This window comes from Nostoc sp. ChiVER01, assembly GCF_034531155.1.
GTDB lineage: Bacteria > Cyanobacteriota > Cyanobacteriia > Cyanobacteriales > Nostocaceae > Nostoc.
The window spans coordinates 57,527-77,358 of record NZ_JAVRBS010000036.1 but is presented as its reverse complement, the minus strand read 5'-3'; the positions used below and the strand labels follow the sequence as shown (position 1 = coordinate 77,358).

General features: G+C 39.6%; 20 protein-coding genes. 13 read left to right on the top strand and 7 right to left on the bottom strand.

What is annotated here, in order from left to right; translation table 11 throughout:
- Nucleotides 1-184: 184 nt before the first annotated feature.
- Together RMY00_RS31620 and RMY00_RS31615 are read left to right on the top strand one after the other, a co-directional pair.
- Nucleotides 185-1,252, top strand: coding sequence for a DMT family transporter (locus tag RMY00_RS31620; protein ID WP_322651315.1), 1,068 nt, complete (start codon nt 185-187; stop codon nt 1,250-1,252).
- A gap of 195 nt (nt 1,253-1,447) precedes the next feature.
- Entirely contained in the window at nt 1,448-2,593 is a 1,146-nt protein-coding gene (locus RMY00_RS31615; RefSeq protein WP_322651314.1) for a peptidoglycan-binding protein, read from the top strand.
- Between the two features lie 2 nt (nt 2,594-2,595).
- Here RMY00_RS31615 and RMY00_RS31610 read toward each other — a convergent pair whose 3' ends face one another.
- Both RMY00_RS31610 and RMY00_RS31605 read right to left on the bottom strand, forming a co-directional pair.
- Nucleotides 2,596-3,051, bottom strand: coding sequence for a DUF2141 domain-containing protein (locus RMY00_RS31610; protein ID WP_322651313.1), 456 nt, complete (start codon nt 3,049-3,051; stop codon nt 2,596-2,598).
- Nucleotides 3,052-3,114: 63 nt separating this feature from the next.
- Nucleotides 3,115-3,270, bottom strand: a complete 156-nt coding sequence (locus RMY00_RS31605) for a hypothetical protein (RefSeq protein WP_322651312.1) — start codon at nt 3,268-3,270, stop codon at nt 3,115-3,117.
- Nucleotides 3,271-3,468: 198 nt separating this feature from the next.
- Here RMY00_RS31605 and RMY00_RS31600 point away from each other — a divergent pair, with 198 nt between their 5' ends.
- The 4 genes from RMY00_RS31600 to RMY00_RS31585 all read left to right on the top strand — a co-directional run bounded on the left by RMY00_RS31600 (nt 3,469) and on the right by RMY00_RS31585 (nt 6,921).
- A complete protein-coding gene (locus RMY00_RS31600; RefSeq protein WP_322651311.1) occupies nt 3,469-3,954 on the top strand; it encodes a glutathione peroxidase in 486 nt (161 codons plus the stop codon).
- Nucleotides 3,955-4,094: 140 nt separating this feature from the next.
- Nucleotides 4,095-4,916 (top strand): SDR family oxidoreductase, encoded by an 822-nt coding sequence (locus RMY00_RS31595; protein WP_322651310.1) that lies wholly within the window; start codon nt 4,095-4,097, stop codon nt 4,914-4,916.
- Between the two features lie 22 nt (nt 4,917-4,938).
- Complete coding sequence (locus tag RMY00_RS31590; RefSeq protein ID WP_322651309.1) at nt 4,939-5,913, top strand: alpha/beta hydrolase; 975 nt, start codon at nt 4,939-4,941, stop codon at nt 5,911-5,913.
- A 273-nt stretch (nt 5,914-6,186) separates the two neighbouring features.
- Nucleotides 6,187-6,921 (top strand): glutathione peroxidase, encoded by a 735-nt coding sequence (locus RMY00_RS31585; RefSeq protein ID WP_322651308.1) that lies wholly within the window; start codon nt 6,187-6,189, stop codon nt 6,919-6,921.
- 286 nt (nt 6,922-7,207) lie between these two features.
- On the opposite strand, the gene RMY00_RS31580 is transcribed toward RMY00_RS31585, so the two are convergent.
- On the bottom strand, nt 7,208-7,330 hold the full coding sequence (locus RMY00_RS31580) for a hypothetical protein (RefSeq protein ID WP_322651307.1): 123 nt from the start codon (nt 7,328-7,330) through the stop codon (nt 7,208-7,210).
- 44 nt (nt 7,331-7,374) lie between these two features.
- On the opposite strand from RMY00_RS31580, the gene RMY00_RS31575 reads away from it, so the two are divergent.
- The 5 genes from RMY00_RS31575 to RMY00_RS31555 all read left to right on the top strand — a co-directional run bounded on the left by RMY00_RS31575 (nt 7,375) and on the right by RMY00_RS31555 (nt 12,471).
- Nucleotides 7,375-8,616, top strand: a complete 1,242-nt coding sequence (locus RMY00_RS31575; protein WP_322651306.1) for a hypothetical protein — start codon at nt 7,375-7,377, stop codon at nt 8,614-8,616.
- A 157-nt stretch (nt 8,617-8,773) separates the two neighbouring features.
- Entirely contained in the window at nt 8,774-9,532 is a 759-nt protein-coding gene (locus RMY00_RS31570; RefSeq protein WP_322651305.1) for a phosphatase PAP2 family protein, read from the top strand.
- A gap of 557 nt (nt 9,533-10,089) precedes the next feature.
- Nucleotides 10,090-10,926: a sulfite exporter TauE/SafE family protein gene (locus RMY00_RS31565; protein ID WP_322651304.1), complete on the top strand. Its 837-nt coding sequence runs from the start codon at nt 10,090-10,092 to the stop codon at nt 10,924-10,926.
- A gap of 1 nt (nt 10,927) precedes the next feature.
- Nucleotides 10,928-11,503 (top strand): DUF1634 domain-containing protein, encoded by a 576-nt coding sequence (locus RMY00_RS31560; RefSeq protein ID WP_322651303.1) that lies wholly within the window; start codon nt 10,928-10,930, stop codon nt 11,501-11,503.
- Nucleotides 11,504-11,658: 155 nt separating this feature from the next.
- The gene (locus tag RMY00_RS31555) at nt 11,659-12,471 is read left to right on the top strand and encodes an IS5 family transposase (RefSeq protein ID WP_322651302.1); all 813 of its coding nucleotides are present in this window, start codon (nt 11,659-11,661) and stop codon (nt 12,469-12,471) included.
- A gap of 36 nt (nt 12,472-12,507) precedes the next feature.
- On the opposite strand, the gene RMY00_RS31550 is transcribed toward RMY00_RS31555, so the two are convergent.
- Nucleotides 12,508-12,780, bottom strand: a complete 273-nt coding sequence (locus RMY00_RS31550; RefSeq protein ID WP_322651301.1) for a hypothetical protein — start codon at nt 12,778-12,780, stop codon at nt 12,508-12,510.
- An 83-nt stretch (nt 12,781-12,863) separates the two neighbouring features.
- On the opposite strand from RMY00_RS31550, the gene RMY00_RS31545 reads away from it, so the two are divergent.
- On the top strand, nt 12,864-13,037 hold the full coding sequence (locus RMY00_RS31545) for a hypothetical protein (RefSeq protein ID WP_322651300.1): 174 nt from the start codon (nt 12,864-12,866) through the stop codon (nt 13,035-13,037).
- Nucleotides 13,038-13,267: 230 nt separating this feature from the next.
- Nucleotides 13,268-13,729: a hypothetical protein gene (locus RMY00_RS31540; RefSeq protein WP_322651299.1), complete on the top strand. Its 462-nt coding sequence runs from the start codon at nt 13,268-13,270 to the stop codon at nt 13,727-13,729.
- Between the two features lie 419 nt (nt 13,730-14,148).
- Here the strand turns inward: RMY00_RS31540 and RMY00_RS31535 are convergent, their stop codons facing one another.
- The 3 genes from RMY00_RS31535 to RMY00_RS31525 all read right to left on the bottom strand — a co-directional run bounded on the left by RMY00_RS31535 (nt 14,149) and on the right by RMY00_RS31525 (nt 19,602).
- Nucleotides 14,149-14,442, bottom strand: coding sequence for a hypothetical protein (locus RMY00_RS31535; RefSeq protein ID WP_322651298.1), 294 nt, complete (start codon nt 14,440-14,442; stop codon nt 14,149-14,151).
- 414 nt (nt 14,443-14,856) lie between these two features.
- Entirely contained in the window at nt 14,857-18,162 is a 3,306-nt protein-coding gene (locus RMY00_RS31530; protein WP_322651297.1) for a GAF domain-containing protein, read from the bottom strand.
- 252 nt (nt 18,163-18,414) lie between these two features.
- On the bottom strand, nt 18,415-19,602 hold the full coding sequence (locus tag RMY00_RS31525) for a TRC40/GET3/ArsA family transport-energizing ATPase (RefSeq protein ID WP_322651296.1): 1,188 nt from the start codon (nt 19,600-19,602) through the stop codon (nt 18,415-18,417).
- Between the last annotated feature and the right edge of the window lie 230 nt (nt 19,603-19,832).

The window sequence follows — 19,832 nt, the reverse complement described above, 5'->3', positions numbered from 1 at the left end:
GGGGGGTAAAAATGTGATTAAAAGCACAAGATACCACTTTTCAAACATCCTCTAAAACAACAGTTGATATTCTGACTCTTGAGAACGCATCACAATAAATCCATGTCTACACAAAACTACATAATTTCGGTAAAATTGGGTAAAGCAATTTTTGCGCTTGTTAAACAAAGGCATCAGCAAACCCATGCAACTGAAACTCAGTGCATCTAAACTTCCCCTCGCCTCTCTCCTCTTAATTGCCCCCTTTTTCCTATGGGGGACGGCAATGGTAGCCATGAAAGGAGTAATACCCCACACCACACCGCTATTCATGGCAGGTGTGCGTCTGATACCAGCAGGGATGTTAATTCTGATTGCAGCAGCATTTATGGGTAAACCTCAGCCGAAAGGTTGGGCTGCATGGCTGTGGATTACCTTATTTGCCCTCGTAGATGGGACGCTGTTTCAAGGCTTTTTGGCAGAGGGATTAGTTAGAACCAGTGCGGGGTTAGGGTCTGTGATGATTGACTCCCAACCTTTGGCTGTTGCCTTACTATCGTTGTGGCTATTTCAAGAACACATTGGTTTTTGGGGATGGCTGGGGCTGGGCTTGGGTGTAACAGGCATTAGTTTAATTGGCTTACCTGATGAGTTGATTTTACATTTTCTCGACTCAGGTGCAAATATCACAATTGGTAACTGGCAAGATTTGTTTGCTAGTGGTGAGTGGTTGATGTTGTTAGCAGCCCTATCAATGGCAGTAGGAACAGTGTTGATTCGGTTTGTGTGCCGACATGCTGACCCAGTAACCGCTACAGGATGGCACATGATTTTGGGTGGATTGCCACTATGGGGAGTTTCATCAGTTGTCGAATCTCAGCAATGGGAGAATCTAGGAGCATCTGATTTAGTGGCTTTGGGTTATGCTACTGTATTTGGCAGTGCGATCGCCTACGGTTTATTCTTCTACTTTGCCTCTAGTGGCAGTCTCACCAGTCTTAGTTCCCTAACCTTCCTCACACCCGTCTTTGCTCTACTATTCGGCAATCTCTTCCTCTCAGAAGTCCTCAGTCCGTTGCAGTGGGTCGGTGTTTTCTTAACTTTAATCAGCATTTATCTGATTAATCAACGTGATACTTTAGCAGCGCAAAACGATACAGTTACTGTCGGCGAAATAGCTAATATACAGCAGCCGGTTTTAGAAGCATCTGCTAAAAAATTGAACCCCATAACTTTCAGAGTGAGAGAATCGGAACGAGAAATTTTACCCTAACTGGTAATTCGTAATGACGCTCGATGACTCGCTACCGCTACGCTAACGTAATTCGTAATTTGTAATTCAGTAGGGAGAATAACTAATGCCCAATGCTCAATAAAAAAATTACAGTCAACATTTGGTAATTTGTTAATCTTGAAGGTATTGTGGGATTAAATACTTCAAAACCACCTTCAGGCTGAAACTTGCAATATGAGGCTATGCCGTTCCTCAATTTTGATATTTACCTGTTTTTCTTGCATGGGTTTTTACCCAAATCGTGCAAGCACAGCAACACCTAGCCTAGCACCTGAAATTTTAAAACTTGCACAAGCTAGTCCGACAGTGGCTGCTAGTCCGAATGTTTTGAGATATGGTAGTCCAAAATTAGATGTGCAGAGATTACAAACCCAATTAAAGCAGTTGGGATACTACAGTGGCGTGGTAGATGGAGAGTACAACGCCAGTACAGAAATCGCTGTGACTAAATTCCAGAAAGCAAAGGGTTTAAAAGTAGATGGTCTTGCTGGTCTGGCGACTAGAGGAAAACTGCAAGCAGCAATGGTAGCCAAAAATCAGATTGTCACCTCCCCAATAGTTACTGCTCCAATTGTTGCTGCGACTTCCAAACCAACTACAACATCCGAACCAACAGATAAAGGTTTTATCTGGTGGTTAATATTATCCATCGTAGTTCTAGGAAGTATTGGTGTACTTGTTTATCTGCTGAGGTGGCTTCGCCAGAGGGAACAAGTACAATCCAAAATATCAGAAACTAAAAGTTTGAGTGAAGCTAACAAAATCCCTATGCTATCACCCTCTCCAGAGACTGTAACTAATCCGCAAACAGATACGCCACCACCCGCCACAAAATTACTGCTACCAGAAAAAACTTCCCGGCTAACTAAACTCAATATTGTTGAGGAATTAATTCAAGATTTACGCAGTTCTGACCCCACAAAGCGGCGCAAGGCTATTTGGGATTTGGGTCAGCAGGGAGATTCGCGAGCAATTCAGCATCTGGTTGACTTGATGATTGATGCTGATTCTCAAGAAAGCAGCTTAATTTTGGCAGCTTTGGCAGAAATTGGTATCCGCACACTTAAACCAATGAACCGTGGCCTAGCAATCTCACTCCAAGATGAAAGTCCACAAGTAAGGCAAAATGCGATCCGTGATCTAACGCGTGTTTATGACATGATGGGTCAAATGAGTCAGATGTTGCATCATGCATTAGAAGACCCAGATGCCGAGGTGCAAGCAACAGCACGATATGCTTTAACTCAGATGAATCGAATGCGTGGTTTGCCGGAACAACAAAGTCTACCAGAAGATTCACACAACGATTCACCAGAATAAACCTAAAAATATGTCAATTGAATTTGAATCTCAGTGTCCGGGCCTGCTACTAAAAATGCTGCTTCGCTAAATTTGGCCGCTCTTGTGCGAATTTCTGGGTTGCTGGAAAATCCAAAGCCTTCGCTTGGTATACCTAAAGCATTGCTATTGAGAGTGCCGTCGTTATTTTGATCGTGGAAGACAGCAACGGCGTAACTACCTGCTTTCAAGTTCTCAAAGGTAATTGCAAAGGGAGTGCTAGTAATCTTGGTACACTGCTTTTGTAAGCTGCGATCGCCATCGCTAGGAAATCCTTTACTGTTAGCGAATATACTGGCACAGACTTGTCCTTGTTTATTCTTCAATCCATCAATTTCTACGATGAGTTTGCCGTTAAAATTTGCTTTGGCACTAAATGACCACGCCAGATTTCCCACAACTGCCAATAGCAGTATACTAACTCTCAATCCTCTAACCATAAAATTTTCACAAGGTAAAATAAGTATCAACTTTAATTCAGCTCGGGCAGATTCATAGTGGCATTATTCAGTTAATACTTGCAACCATTCGGTTAAGGAATTTCTTGGTTGAGGCAGGTTGGACGCTGTAATTGCAACCAAACCAGCCAAAATACCATTGATAATCTTTAAATTCTGCTGTTGTTGGCCCTGCGGCTGGAGTTTGGGCAACTGCGGCATAACCCTAACCCAACACAATCAGACAAGCTAAAGGTAAGCAAGCTTGCCAACTGGGAGAAAGTCGCTTAATTGCTAGATTAAAGAGCTTGATTTTTATAAAATCGTAGGGCGAACAAACCTAATTTATTAAAAAAAAGAGGGTTTAGAGTACCTGTAATATGGGAGACTTGGCAATATTCCCTATAAATCAGATTCAAGATGACTAAGACGATTTCGGACATCGCAGTTAAGACAATTAACGGTGAGGATAAACAATTAAACGACTATATCGGCAAGGTACTCTTAATTGTGAATGTGGCATCCTACTGCGGTTATACTTCTCAATACGAGGCGTTAGAAAAATTGAACCAGAAGTATAAAGAAGCAGGGTTACGTGTTTTAGGGTTCCCTTGTAATGATTTTGGAGCGCAGGAACCAGGAAGTAATGAAGAGATTGTGAAATTCTGCACGAGTAAATATGGTGTTACCTTTGAACTATTCGATAAAGTTCATGCCAAAGGCTCACAGCAGCATCCACTTTATGAGAGACTTACTAAAGCCGTTGAGCCAACGGGAACTATTGCTTGGAACTTTGAAAAATTTATAGTTAATAAACAAGGTGAAGTAATAGCTAGATTTAATAGTAGTATCCAGCCAAATTCACCAGAAATAATTGCCATAATCGAGAAAGAATTAGCTAAATAGTTATTTAGTCATTTAGGAAAAAATTATGTCCTATTGACTATTGACTGTGAGCTTTGAAGTGTTAAATTGATTTACGTCTATTCCCTTCATTGAGAAAATATTCTCAATGATTAGTTTAATTTATTTGTGTCTAATTTGTCATGAACGTTGCAATCATTGGTTGTGGTTATGTTGGTTATAAAGTTGCTCAATATTGGCATAAAAAAGAGGATTTTGTTGTCAGTGTAACCACAACTTCTTCTGAGCGTGTCCCTGCTCTAAACTCAGTATCTCAAAGAGTTGTAGTTACCCGTGGTAATAACTTAGATAGTCTAAAATCAGTTTTGTACAATCAAGATGTTGTACTTTTGAGCGTTGGTGCAAAAAATGCAGAAGTTTATGAAGAAACTTATCTACAAACTGCCCAAACTTTAGCTTTATCTTTACAGCAGATTCCGAGTATAAAACAATTAATATACACAGGTAGTTATGCCGTATATGGTGATAGAAATGGGGTTTGGGTAGATGAAGAAACACCGCTTGCGCCCGCTAATTTAAATGCACAAATTCTCCGAAAAACAGAGGATGTGCTGCTATCAGCATCTAGCGAAAACCTCCGCGTTTGTATCTTTCGCTTAGGAGGAATTTATGGCCCTGGTAGAGAACTGGTGAAAATCTTTAGCACATATTCTGGTACAACCCGTCCCGGCGGGGAGGATATCACAAATTGGATTCACATTGATGATATTGTTGGTGCGATAGAATTTGCCCGTCACCGTCGTTTACAAGGAATTTATAATTTAGTAGATGATGCACATCTTACCAGTAGAGATTTGCTAGATAACTTATTTGAAAAACATAATTTACCCAAAGTTATATGGGATACTTCTATTAAAAGTACACGCCCATATAATGCTTGGGTATCGAATGAAAAGCTTAAAGAAGCTGGATACCAGTTAATTCATCCACAGATGATTTTTTAGCAAGTATTAACAACTAGGAATTATGCAACCATCTGCTGTAACTAACACAACCAATTTCACAGCACCTCCTAGCCAGTTTTACAGTTGGCGGAATTATCGTTGCGCCTACGAAGTTCATCAACCAACTAACACAACATCAGAGGGTATTCCTTTATTGTTAATTCATCCGATTGGTGTTGGATTGTCGCGGCACTTTTGGCAGCGATTTTGCCGCGAATGGTATAATTCAGGTCAGCGTAATTTAATTTATAACCCTGATTTACTAGGATGTGGCGAAAGTGATATGCCTCATCTGGCTTACACTCCTAATGATTGGGCAGAACAGTTGCAGTACTTTTTACAAACAGTAGTACAAAAACCTGTGATTGTAGTAGTACAAGGTGCTTTATTACCAGTTGCGTTGGCTTTGTCCGCCGCAGGCATCGCATTAGTCGAAAAGCAATCAAACTTAATTGCCAGACTTGTACTCTCTGCGCCTCCAGCGTGGGCTTTGATAACAAGTAAATCACCAGAATGGCGGCAAAAATTTGCTTGGAATCTTTTAGATTCGCCTTTTGGGAGTGCTTTTTATCGCTATGCACGCACCCGAAAGTTTTTACATTCTTTCTCGACTCGTCAACTTTTTGCTTCTGAGAATGCTGTGGATGCAGAGTGGTTGAATACATTGGTTGCAGGTGCAGAAAATCCTGCTAGTCGTTATGCAGTGTTTTCTTTTCTCGCAGGATTTTGGCGACAGGATTATACTAGTTCTATCGCCTCTATTGAGCAACCAACATTAGCGGTTATGGGAGAGACTGCATCAAGTATTAGTCAAAAAGGTAAAAAAGAAACGCCAGACGAACGCTTAACTCACTATCTCGCCTGTTTGCCTCAAGGCCGAGGTATAAAAATAAATGGGCGCAATGTTTTACCCTATGAATCAACTGCTGAATTTGTAGCAGCGATCGCGCCATTTATCAAGGAGAATTCAGAACCCAGGAGTCAGAATTCAGCATGAATCAGTAGAGTCAGACTGGGTAATGAATATTAGTTTAAAACCTTGCCCATTATAGGCGCAATGAAATTCAAAATTCAAATATTCTTCCGGTTATTACTCTATCCCTTGAGAGCAAGATGCTACGTGAACATAGGTAGAGCATTCTGACTTCTGACTTCTGACTCCTGAATTCTGTCTTATTAATGAAGTTTTTTAGCTGATTGACAGTTACATCATACCAGTCTTCCCATGATAGGTTATGACTGGAATTGATTACTAAAGGCAAGCAAAATTATGTTTTCCAATCGCCGAGGAGAAAGAGTTCCTAATGTCACTTTTCATACACGCGTGGGCAACCAGTGGGTGGATGTGACAACCGATCAATTGTTTGCTAATAAGACAGTGGTTGTTTTCTCTTTACCAGGTGCTTATACACCGACTTGTTCATCAACTCACCTCCCTGGTTATAACGAATTAGCTGGGGTTTTCAAAGAAAATGGAGTTGATGACATTATCTGTATTTCTGTCAATGATGCCTTTGTAATGAACGAATGGGCAAAGGATCAAGAAGCAGAAAATATCACACTTATTCCCGATGGTAATGGTGAATTTACTGAAGGAATGGGTATGTTGGTAGACAAATCAGACTTGGGATTTGGGAAGCGATCGTGGCGCTACTCAATGCTGGTAAGAGATGGTGTAATTAACCAAATGTTTATTGAGCCAGACGAGCCAGGAGATCCGTTTAAGGTATCCGATGCTGAGACAATGCTTAGATATATTAACCCTCAAGCAGTGAAGCCCGAACTCGTTTCTCTGTTTGCCAAAGTGGGTTGTCCCTTCTGTGCGCGTGCCAAAGAGATGCTCAAGGAACATAATATTAACTACGAGGAAATTACCTTAGGTAAAGATATCACCACACGTTCCTTACGAGCAGTTACAGGTGCAACAACAGTTCCCCAAGTATTTATCGATGGTAAATTAATTGGTGGTTCTGAGGCATTAGAAGCGTACTTCACTGCTAAATAGTTTTCACTAGGGGCGCACAGATGTCATTAATGTCAATAAAAGCTTAGAAATAGCTTGACTGTTGGCTTGACTCACCCGCCTGGAACTAAAGTTCCAGGCTAATAGATAAAGTTTATTGAAGTAGACTAAAGATTTTTTAGATTATTTAGTCATTTAAAGATGACTAGAGCTATTAGCGAGGAACTTCAGTTCCTTGCAGACATGGCTTTTAAGTTAATTTGACACTTATGCACATCTGTACATATCCACCACGTATTTAAAGATCGCCCTTCTTCTGTTTTGAATTTTAGTAATGGCGATCGCGTTCCAAATCATAAATCACTTTCTCTAAATACCATTCATCCGATTCACCCTGATGCCTCTGGCGCTGCTGTTTGAGCAATCGTTCGGCTGTTGTCCAGCTTTTCACTATTTATCATCTAAAATTGAATTTTCATTTATTAAAAATACAATATGTTTGCTAGAATCCGCCAAATTTTGAACCAATTTTTTAGTACCTCAAGGACAATTAATAACGAACCACTGAATAAAGTAAGTTTGATTGTCATTATTTTAATTGATATTTTTATCTTGATTAATGTTTTTACCGGACTCGATGATATTAGCAGATGGCATATCAGCCCGGCAGAAGCTTATCCATGCTATTCAGAGTGGCAAAATTACCGGACAAAAACCACTCAAGATAAAGACTATGAAATTGTTAAACTTTCATTACCAGATAATCCGAATAATCTACTTAGTTTTCAGAAAAACTATCAACAAGCCGAAACAGGACATCTAGGCAAAGTTTCTAAAACGTGTTTGCAATATGCCGATTACAAGGATAAAATTAACAAGCCTGACAAACAGCAAATCATCAAAAATATTGAGCAGAAACAAGCGAAAATCAGTTCGCTTGAACAATCCAATCGCACTATTAAAGCCCAATATGACTTAACGTTATTAGAAAAAATAGCAGGTCAGGGTCGTGAACAATCAATTAATCAAGTCAGTGCTGAAAAGGCTAAACAGACATTAGAACAAAATAATCGCCAAATTTCTACTCTTAAACAAGAAAATTCTACTCTTAAAAATGAGCTGCTTGCCAAAACGGAAAGTATTAGTTTTCTAGCCTTTCTTAAAGATGATAATCAATTCCGGGAAGTTGACAAAGGCTATCAGCAGGCATCATTCTGGTATCCCAGTATCCAGCTTGCTTTTCAGTCTCTCTTTCTTCTACCGTTGATTCTCATTGCCTTATCAGTTCACAAATTTGCCCAAAGAAGAGGATTTGGACTTGTCTCGCTAATTAGCTGGCATTTACTAGTTATCTTTTTTATCCCACTAATCGTTAAAATATTTGAATTTCTTCAAATTGGGGCAATATTTAAATTTATATTTGATATTATTAGTGCCCTTTTTGGTGGCTTACTTTTTCTAATAAATTATGCTTATATATTATTAATTCCAATTATCGGTTTTGGAATTATTCAGTTTTTTCAAAAATTTGTATTTAATGTCAAAGTCCAGGCGGCTAGCCGAGTCCAAAAATCACGCTGTATAAATTGCGCCAAGAAAATTCGACAGTTTGATACTTATTGTCCGCACTGTGGTTATTATCAAGACATTGAATGTCAAAATTGTCATAATCTGACTTATAAACATTTGCCGTATTGTAAACATTGTGGAGCTTCTCAAAATACTAATATTTTGTAATCGGTGAAGTCGTAAAAGTTTAACCATGCTTGGTTCCAAATAACATTATTAAATTTATTCGGTGTTTATTAGTCAAAGTAACTAAAACTATCTGCTGATAGATGACACTAAGAAACAAATTCTAGTTAATTGATTACAAGAACTTAATATAGAAAAAGTGAAAAAAGCCAATAAAGAGAGTCCGTCGCCTCTTTCTTTTATCAAAAACCTGTTGATTGCCCGTTGGCGATCGCTCTTACTGCTTTTGATAGGAGTATACTTACCTTTGCAGGTTTTTGAAATTCTGACAGTGAAAATATGGGAAAATAAAGCTGGCTTCCCGTGGGATGTGCCTATTTTGTTAGCAGTTCATTCTACAGCAAACCCACAGCTTGATGTTTTAGCCGTAGCGCTAGCGAAAATTGGAGAACCTTGGACGGCGGTACCGATTTTAGGTGCGATCGCACTTATATTATTACTTCAAAAACGCTGGCGATCGCTAGCTTATTTACTCACCGTCTCAGCAGGAAGTGTGATCATCAACCGCACAGCAAAGGAATTAATGCATCGAGTGCGTCCACAATTGTGGCAGTCCATTGCGCCTGAGTCTAGTTTTGCCTTTCCCAGTGGTCATGCAATGACGAGTATAACTGTAGTGGCAATTTTGCTATTTTTAACTTGGGATAGCTCCCGGCGCTGGTTGGTTTTAATCTTTGGTAGCTTATATATAATAGCTATTGGATGGTGTCGTCTCTATCTGGGGGTGCATTTTCCCAGCGATGTTCTCGCGGGTTTGATGGTTGCATTAAGTTGGACAATTGGCGTCAGTTTTATTATCAAACCCTATAGAACTATAGCTAAATCGGTAGATGGCGATCGCCCTGAGGATGAAACTACCTTACTCCCTGAAGAAAGAGAGTTGATAAATAAGGAGTAATATTATGTCCGCTTAGGCTTATTGTTTAGGCTGACGCATAGACACAGACAAAAATCAAACACCCTCTTAGTCGTCTTTAGACGACTTTCGCTGTTAAACTCATAATTCATGAAACATCTCCAAAAAAGAATTGTTTTGACGTAGCAATGCTACGTCTCTACAAGGGTTCTAGGTAACGCATATTTAATTTATCGAGATGTCTATTTTAAGGCGGGCTAGATGAGAATGAAATAGACCTGCTTTTTTTAGTAAATGCATTAATTACTTATGCGTCTACAACCTCTTGCAATGCGTTCAAGATAAAGCAATTCACTTCACCTCTTTTCAAGATTTTAGTCCCAGCTTGATTGAATTAAATCACCCTAGTATCTAGGTTTGGCTTCCAAACTAAGTTACTTCTATTAAAAACTTTAATTACAAAATTACATTGTCTCTCTTTCTCGGAAGTACTGGCGCAATCTTTTGTAAGCCAGTAGTCAACTTGACAATTAAGTTTTCAATGATACAAAAAGAATATTGGCATCTTGATATACATGTAAAAAAAAGAGGAAGTAAATTTGACTATTTTAGAGTTTTCATTATTAATTTGGATTGGTTCATTTAGCGCTGGCTTGTTAGGGGCGCTAACTGGGTTAGGAGGTGGAGTAGTAATTGTTCCCTTATTAACTTCGGTATTTGGCGTTGATATTCGCTATGCCGTTGGTGCTTCACTAGTATCTGTAATTGCAACTTCTTTGGGTGCAGCATCTACCTATATTAAAAAAGGCTATACCAATTTGCGATTAGGAATGTTTTTAGAAGTAGCCACAACCATTGGTGCGATCGCAGGAGCAATGATTGCTACTTTTGTTTCTGTGAAAGCCCTAACTATTGTACTAGCGATCGTCCTCATTTATTCAGCATACCTTTCACAACGTCCCAGAATCGAACATATTGAAAATGAAGTAGCAGATCCCATAGCAAATTATTTGAAACTGAATGGTACTTATCCAACTCCTGATGGAGTAATGTCTTATCAAGTTCATTCAGTACCAATGGGATTTGGTGTGATGTTAATAGCTGGGGTGCTTTCTGGGTTGCTTGGTATTGGTTCCGGGGGATTTAAAGTATTGGCAATGGATCAAACCATGCGGCTACCCTTCAAAGTTTCTACTACCACTAGCAATTTTATGATCGGCGTGACAGCAGCAGCATCAGCTGGAGTTTACCTAGCACGCGGCTATATCGATCCAGGATTATCCATGCCGGTAATGTTGGGGGTATTACCTGGCGCTTTCTTGGGCGCACGAGTTCTTACAGGCGCTAAAACGCAAATTTTGAGAATTCTCTTCAGTGTTGTGCTAGTGGTAATGGCTTTGAAAATGGTCTACAACAGTTTAATAGGGGGGCTGTAAAATGTATAAATTTAATAATACCTTTCGCTGGACATTCCTGGCACAACCTGATATTGAAGTAGTTAAACTAACCTTACCGCAGAAAGATATAGACTCTAATATCGAGCAATTAGAACAGTCCAGTGACACAGTAGCACAATTGCCTAATAAGTGTGAGATTGATGTTAACAAGAATTTGACAAAAACATCAAGTGAGCAGCAATTGGAATATTTGCTCAGTAACCTTATGAGATATGGCGTTTTGATAGCTAGTGCTGTCGTTTTGCTGGGGGGTATACTCTACTTGATTCATCATGGTGCTGAACCTGCTGGATATCACTTTTTTCAGGGAGAACCATCGGAATTTCGCTCACCAACAGGTGTAGTAAAAGCAGTTTTATCAAGTAGCGATGCCTACGGCGGTCTACGCCTACGCGCCATTATTCAACTCGGACTTTTACTATTAATTGCTACCCCAATTGTGCGTGTTTTTATTTCCCTATTGACTTTCCTATTCCAGCGAGAATTTATCTATGTGATTGTTACTTTATTAGTAATGACTAGTTTGATTTACAGTCTTATAGGAGCGTATTATTAGGAGTATTAAAAAAGGGGTAAAATCAAATTTTTACCCTTACAAACAAAAAGCTAATTTTTTAGACCTGTTAGAGGATGTCTGAAAAGTAAGAAAGCCCACGTAACTGTATCCTGTTATTAGAAAAAATACTTAAGTATGACAGAGTTACGAGAGCCATGAATCCATCGTACCCAAGTAATCTGACTTCTGAGCAGTGGGAACTACTATTAGGGCTAATTCCTGCGCCAAAAACAGGTGGTCGAAAACGTAGTGTTGATATGGAAGCGATCGTTAACGCTATCCTCTACATCTTGTGTGCAGGTTGTGCATGGCGAATGCTGCCAAATGACTTTCCCAAGTGGAAAACTGTGTATCATTACTTCCGGCAATGGCGAAAAGATGGAACATGGTTTGAAATTCACGAGCGGTTACGTTTATGGGTAAGGGTAAGTCAAAACCGAGAAGCATCCCCCAGTGAGGCAATTATGGACAGCCAAAGCATTGAAACAGCAACAATGGTATCGCAAGAAGTTGGTTATGACTCTGGCAAAAAGATTAAGGGACGAAAACGCCATATACTTGTTGATACACTTGGTTTACTCATCGTTGTTGTCATCACTGCTGCCAATGTTAGCGAGCAAGCAGGTGCTAAACTAGTTTTTTCCAAACTCGATCAAGTCCGCGTAGGCGTAGCCCGCCGTAGGCATCGCTTCCGTCGTTTAATCACAATTTGGGTTGATGGTGGCTATCGTGGTAAGGGTTTTCAGCATTGGGTGATTGATATCTATCGATGGATTGTAAGTGTTGTCACCCGCCACGAAGAACAGAAGGGTTTTGTTGTATTACCCAAACGCTGGCTTGTTGAGAGGACTTTTGGTTGGTTTAATTGGTGTCGACGATTAAGTAAAGATTATGAAATCTTACCGGAAACGACAGAAACCTTTGTTTACGTTGCGATGATTCGTCTGATGCTCAAACAACTTGCGTGATTAAAATTACCTCTCAAAAACTTTTCAGACATCCTCTTACGAGCCTTGCAAAAGCTCATTTATTGAACTTATACTCTGTTTAATTTGTTCTACCAGAGAAGTTCTTAAGAAGTCAAAGTTGACTGTTGAAATATTGAATAATCCTAAAGCATATAATAGGCTCGAAATCCCAATTAATAGAGCCAAAAATCTGCCAAAACAACCGGGATTAATTTCAATAAAACCTAATTTAGATTGCCCGATGATGGCAATCGTTATAAAAACAATTCCTGCTATTAAAAATGTGCTATTTGGAGTTAAATCTGTCATTTTTCTATTAAGATGCCTCACTAATTTTATTGTAGCTATTATTAATTCAAATTTCTGCTCCAGCTATATGCAAAATAAAAATTATGCTACTCAACATCGACTTACCCCAGTCTAAGCAGGCTTTGGTTGTTGCAGTATCGGTGCTGGATTTCATCGTATGTTATGATTTAAAAAGATATAGTTTGATTTTGAAACCTATTGAGCGACAACTCACGGTGAGCGTCTCAATTGGCTTTAAATCCTTCTATTTAGCTTAGATATCATAGAAAAAACTCAGATTTTACAACATGCGATGTCTACCACACACTCATGCATGTCTAGTATAAATCACCGCACAACAACATCTGAGTTAAACTTCTATTTAGCTTAAACTATCCAGTGGTAATATTTTCAGCATCAAAAAGCCAAAAATTCATCACTTCTGTACTAGACTTTGGTTTAGTTTATATATTAAACTACACTAAGTCGATGAGAATAGTGGGTTTTTATGGAAAGCGTCCAAAACGTCAGCCAAAAGTTGAATGTAGCAAGAGACACAACTCTGGAGGAATCACAACAGTCAACTCCAAAAGAGTTCAAAAAAGACATTTTCAAAAAACTTAGAGGTGGGTTCTTTTTAGTACTGGGATATTTATTGTCACCACTATGTTGGTGGAATGACCTACTATTTAATTTGCCAATAGCTTATGGTTTTGGGTATGCATGTAGTTTACTTTCCCCAAAATTACTTCTACCTTGTTCAATTATAGGATACTGGCTCTCTAATATTGTAGGAATTCTCTTGATGCAATTCGGTTCTAAAGATATTTTTCAAAAAGAACCTCAAGAGCATAATCTGAAAAAAGAATTAGTCACAGGTCTAATTTCTTCAACAGCTTATACAGTGTTGATTATACTATTAATCCAGTTGAAAATTCTTGATTCTCCTATTTTATTCGCCAACGGTTAGGGAACTCCAAAAAATAAATTATCCAATTTCTGGACTTCACTACGACTTCCCGTCCCCCTGCCCCTTGTCCTCTTCATTGACTTTTCACGGTATGTGGAAAAGCTCATTTTAGCGGTTTACTAAACCCTGATTTTTTCCTTAGCTATTTTCATTAACTCAAAGCTATTGATAATTAGAGGATGTTTGAAAAGTCATGATTCATGTATCACATATTTTTTACCCCACCCTAACCCTCCCCTTATAAAGGGGAGGGAACCAGATTTTTCTTGTTTCCCCCCTTTATAAGGGGGGATTAAGGGGGGTAAAAATGTGATTAAAAGCACAAGATACCACTTTTCAAACATCCTCTTAGGCTGTGGAAAAAACCACGCTTTTTCCAGGCTTGAGGACTTACCGTGAAAAGTCAGATTAATACTTATCTACATCATTGCATACGTAGCGTGGCCACTACAACCACCACCGCCTCCTCCAGAAGCATGTGATGTGTTCCCATCTTCGATGTAATCTCCTACCTTGGCGCCAGCTAAAGCACCTGGAAGAATACCACCAGGGCCACCTGTAAAAAATCCTATAACTCCACCGACAACCCCTCCAACAATCCGCCCTAACAAACCACTTCCACTAATAGCAGCAATTTCTTCGGGGGAAAGTTCACTTAAGAGTGAGTTGTCTTGTAATTCCTGAGAGAGGTCTGAAATTGTAATCGTAGCCATTTTTCAATCTCCTAATATTGTTTAGAGGACTAAAATAATTCCATAGCCATAATTTCAGATGAATTTGGTAATTGCAATATTTTTTAAGTGGCAAAGAGACATAAATAGTGCAATTTTTGTATTTATTTTTGTGATAAATTTGCTGAAATTTCAGTTTTTTTTAAATTGAACTTGATATTTTAAAAATAAATTTATAAAATTTTAGCTCATAATTGCTGGACTGGATAAGTATCAGTGTCTTCACTGCTAAAAACCGGGCAGTGAAACCTTTGATTTACCGTAGGGACAATTCATGAATTGCCCCTACATTTCGTACTTGATACGTAAGTCCTATAAATAATTACCTGACTTTTTCCGTTAAGTCTCTAATTAAAACTTTTATGTCCCTAAAAAATACAAAATTTTTTGTTTATACTATTTGGTGATTTGTTTAATCGGAATTTCAATCCAAAATTTTGTACCTAACCCCGGCTGAGAATCACATTTAAACACACCACCGTGTTTATCTACAACAATCTGATAACTTATTGATAACCCCAAGCCAGTGCCTTTCCCCACTGGCTTAGTAGTGAAAAATGGGTCGCAGATTCTTGCTTTTAGGGCTTCGGGTATTCCTGGGCCATTATCTATTATGCGAATTACTACGCTCTTAATATTGCCTTCAAGCTCTCCAAGAGCAGTCCTAATGGTAATTTGACTGGTATCAGGATTTAATTGAGATTCCCTATAATCTTCTAGGGCATCGATCGCATTGCTTAAAACATTCATAAATACCTGATTCAGTGGCCCAGCATAGCACTCTACTAAAGGCAGATCGCTGTACTCTTTGACTAATTTAATCGCCGGACTTTCTGGTTTTGCTTTCAAGCGATGCTGCAAAATTAGCAAGGTGCTATCAATACCCTCGTGAATATTAACTGGCTTCATTTCTGCCTGGTCAAGGCGAGAGAAATTCCGTAAACTCAAGACAATTTGCCGGATGCGATCAATTCCAATTTTCATGGAAGATAGAGTTTTGGGCAAATCTTCGATCAGAAATTCTAAGTCTATCTCGAAGGCGCGATCGCGTATCTCAGGAATGGGATTAGGAGTACTTTGCAAATAGAGGTTTAGTATACTGAGTAAATCTTCGGCGTAATCGTTGACATGATTGATGTTGCCATAAATAAAGTTTACCGGGTTATTAATTTCGTGAGCAATACCAGCTACTAGTTGACCCAGTGAGGACATTTTCTCAGTTTGGATCAGTTGGGTTTGAGTTTGCTTTAAATCATGCAGAGCTTGAGTTAGCTTTTGAGTCTGCTCTTTGGTTTGATTATGCAATTGCGCTTGTTGAAGTGCGACCCCAAGCTGATTGGCAATTTGAGTAATGAACTTAATTTCCGAAGCTTCCCAATGGCGGGGTGCAGAGTTCTGGTAAGCTGCTAGTAAGCCCCATAGCTGTTGCCCGATAAATATAGGTGCGATCGCATAAGCCCTTGCCTGTAATTGCTCCAGAGCCGCAACGTGGCACTCAGAATGATCGGCTTGATAGATGTCATCAACTGCAAAGGTTTCATTATGACGATATCGCCCACCTTGGGTTTCCTGCAAATAGCTATCTTGCCAAACTGTGTTAGTATCAGCTACTAACTTTACCCAGCCATCAACCACAAACTCGGCGATATATTCACCACTCCAATCATCATGAAAGCGGTAAACTGCAACTCTATCCGCTTGTAGTGATTTACAGATTTCTTGGGTAGTTGTCTGAAAAATTGCATCTAGATCAAGAGATTCCCTAACTTTGGCAACAACTTCAAACAATACTCGTTGTTGTTCTGCTGCTTGTTGCAAAATTAACGTCTGTTCTCGTGTCTGAGTGAGTAAATTAGCTTGCTGGAGTGCTACGCCCATTTGAGCCGCAATTTGACTGAGAAAGTTAACTTCAGAGGCTTTCCATTGCCGAGGCCCAGTGTGTTGATAAGTTGCTAACAAACCCCAAAGTTTTTGCCCAACGAAAATCGGAGCCAGCACAAAAGCGTGAATTTGAAACTGTTCTAAATTATCAATATGACACTGAGCAAAGCCCATCTTGTAAATGTCATCGACTGCAAATGTTTCATTGTTCCGGTAGCGTCCTCCCTGTGTATCTTGTAAATAGGTATCATTCCAAACTGTATTAACACCTAGTTCAGACTCATTTGACCAGTAAGGACTAGCAGCCTCAAAATCCCCAACAAATTCACCACCCCAATTAGAATCAAAACGATAAACTGAAACGCGATCGGCTTTGATTAATTGACAAACTTCTTTAGTAGTTGTTTGAAAAATCGTATCTGTATCAAGAGATTCCCGAATCTCGGCAATAACTCTAAAAACAGCCTGTTCTTGTTCAGCTGTCCGTTGTAACTCAACTGTGCGTCTTTTAACTTGTTTTTCTAAATTTTCATTGAAGGTTTGTACTTGTTGGTATAGTTCATACTGCTGAATTGCTGAAGCAAAATGTTTACCAATGTCTGTAGCTAGATCAATTTCTTCGACTGTCCATTTTTGAGCTTGTGCTTTTTTAGATTCGCGCCAAACCTCAAACGATAAACGGGGGTAAAGCTGCCTTTGATCGCTGTCATACTGCCCCGCCCATAGCGTTTCTGTATCTATTTCGTTGCGGAAAATACTTAAATAGCCCAGCAATTGCTGACGATACTGAAGTGGGATCATCAACATGCTACGAATTTTAGTTGCTTGAAAAGCGGGTTGTAAACTTCGCAAGCTAGGAGTTTGATATATATCTGAAATCGCCCAAGTATCGTATTTCCCAGACTTGTAGTGTTCCTGCCAGACGTTATACTGCTCTATCAATGGATATATAGTTTGTTCTGGCATTATAGGCTGCTGTCCACAGAGATAAAGCTTGGCACAAGTGTTTCCAGGCATTAAACATTCTGTTAAGCTGCTCATGTTGCCATTGTGGAAATCAACACCTGCATTTCTAATGCAAAGCCGTCCGCCAACGCCATTAAAGGCAGCAACAGCAGCTTCTAGGGCTGGTTGTAATACAATTGTTGGTAATGAATGTAGTAGGGTAGCAATGCGGTTAATGAGCGCTTCCCGTTCTCCTGTTTTGCGGACTTGAGTGAGCAGAGTACTTTGAGCGATCGCCACTGACAGCTGCTCGACTACCATCTGTATTGCTTCTAATTCATATTCTGAAATCAAACGTGCTTGAGAATTATGAGACACTAGTAGCCCCCAAAGTTGATCTTGATAGATAATGGGCGCTACTACAGAGGACTTTACCCCCATTGCCGTCAAATATTCAAGATGACATGGGTCTACAGGGCGGTAACGGATCTCGTCTGATATAGTTTCTCCATTTTCCAAGTCATGGAGGTGACTTTGACCAATCTTTTGAGTATCAACATTAACAACAGAACGCACCCGTGATTTAATAAATAGTTCCCGAGCAGTGGGTGGAATATCCTCAGCAGGGAAATTCAGCCCCAGTAGTGACGGTAAACGATTTTCGTAAATTGACTCAGCAATGACCTGACCACTACCATCGGCATGAAATTTGTAAATCATCACTCGGTCAGTTTTTAGTAGCGATCGCACTTCTGCCGTCGTCACTGTGATAATTTCTTCAAACTCTAAGCTTCGCCGGATACGGTTTGTAATGCGGCGTAGCAAACTTTCTTCATGACGACATAAGGGTAAATCCGGTTCTAGGTTAGAGGTCATTGCTTATAGCAAAATCAATTAATAATTTGCAAAGTGACATAATTAAATCTAAAGCCATTTTGAAATTTATTTAATCAATTTGTCTTCAGTAAAACTACGGGCAAATCATTAATATAAATATTTATTGACCTTTTATATAAATTCAACTACACATTATAGAAACAGACGCTAAAAAATTGCGTCTGTATTAGCTATAACAAAAAAATCTTCCTTTTTAGTCTTGACTTTTTGTGAAACATTGCCGTAGCAACATTAAACTTTTATATTGCCAGTAAAGCGAATTTTAAGATAATCATCTTCTATCTTTGCCCCTCCTGGTTGTAGTGCTGCTAAGGCTTGCGGTAAAACTAAGTTACGACGGTGGTTGCCAATAGTAATGTTTAATTCGTCTCCATTTTTACTCAGTTGAACTTGGTTTTTCGGAATCCCGGGTAAATAAATTTCTAAGCTGTATTGGTTTTGCTCTTGTACAACTCTCATAGTCGTTTCTTTGTAATAAACCTGAGTCGGATCTTCATCTTTATAAAGAGTTTCTTTCAGGCGTTCTAAGGCAGCTAAACCGCACATTTCCTCAGAAAATAGTGGAACTTCTTTCACCGGTAGAGGGTGGAAATTATCATGAATCTCCTGGCGATATTGCTCCTGACTTTCCTTCCAACGTTGGAAAAATGGGTCTTGGACTTCACGGGGAATAATTCGATTAGCCACAATTAAATCTGTTGCCACATTATACAAACTGAGATAAGCATGGGCCCTTAGAGACTCTTTAATCACCATTTTTTCGGGATTAGTTACCAAACGCACTGAAGTTTGAGTATTGTCTGTTAATACTTTTTCCAGAGCTTCAATTTGTTCATAAAACTCATAAGGTGCATCCATCACCTCTTTATCTGGTAGTGAAAAACCAGCAATTGGTCTAAATAAAGGTTCAACCAGAGGGCGAAGTGCTACAGAGATGTTTTGGAATGGTTTGTAAAAACGGCGCATATACCAACCGCCGACTTCAGGTAAACTTAGCAAGCGCAGTGCAGTGCCTGTGGGGGCTGAGTCAATAATTAAAACATCAAACTCACCTTCATCGTAATGGCGTTTCATCCTTACCAAGCCAAAAATCTCATCCATACCTGGTAAAATTGCCAATTCTTCTGCCTGTATGCCGTCTAAACCCCTTGCCTGTAAAACTTGGGTAATGTAACGTTTCACCGCACCCCAGTTTCCCTCAAGTTCTTGCAGAGCATCCAATTCTGCACCCCACAGATTTGGGCGAATTTTTTGGGGTGCATGTCCCAGTTCTATGTCAAAACTGTCTGCCAACGAATGTGCGGGATCTGTACTTAAAACCAATGTCTGATAGCCTAGTTCCGCACAACGGAGTCCAGTTGCAGCAGCAACGGAAGTTTTGCCGACGCCGCCTTTACCGGTCATTAAAATTACACGCATAGATGCTTTTGTCCTGCCTGAGGATTTTATTACATTTATTTACATTATCGACTGTTTAAGAAAATAAATGCTGCTTCACTCCGTCGAGGCGTGAACAGTTTGAATAGCTTAACTGAAGGCTTGACTCACCCACCTAGAACTTTAGTTCCAGGCGGGACATGACCAGAAGAGGCAGGGGAGCAGGGAGCAGGGAGCAAGGGGGAAAGATTCTAAGTTCTCCTGCTAAGAGG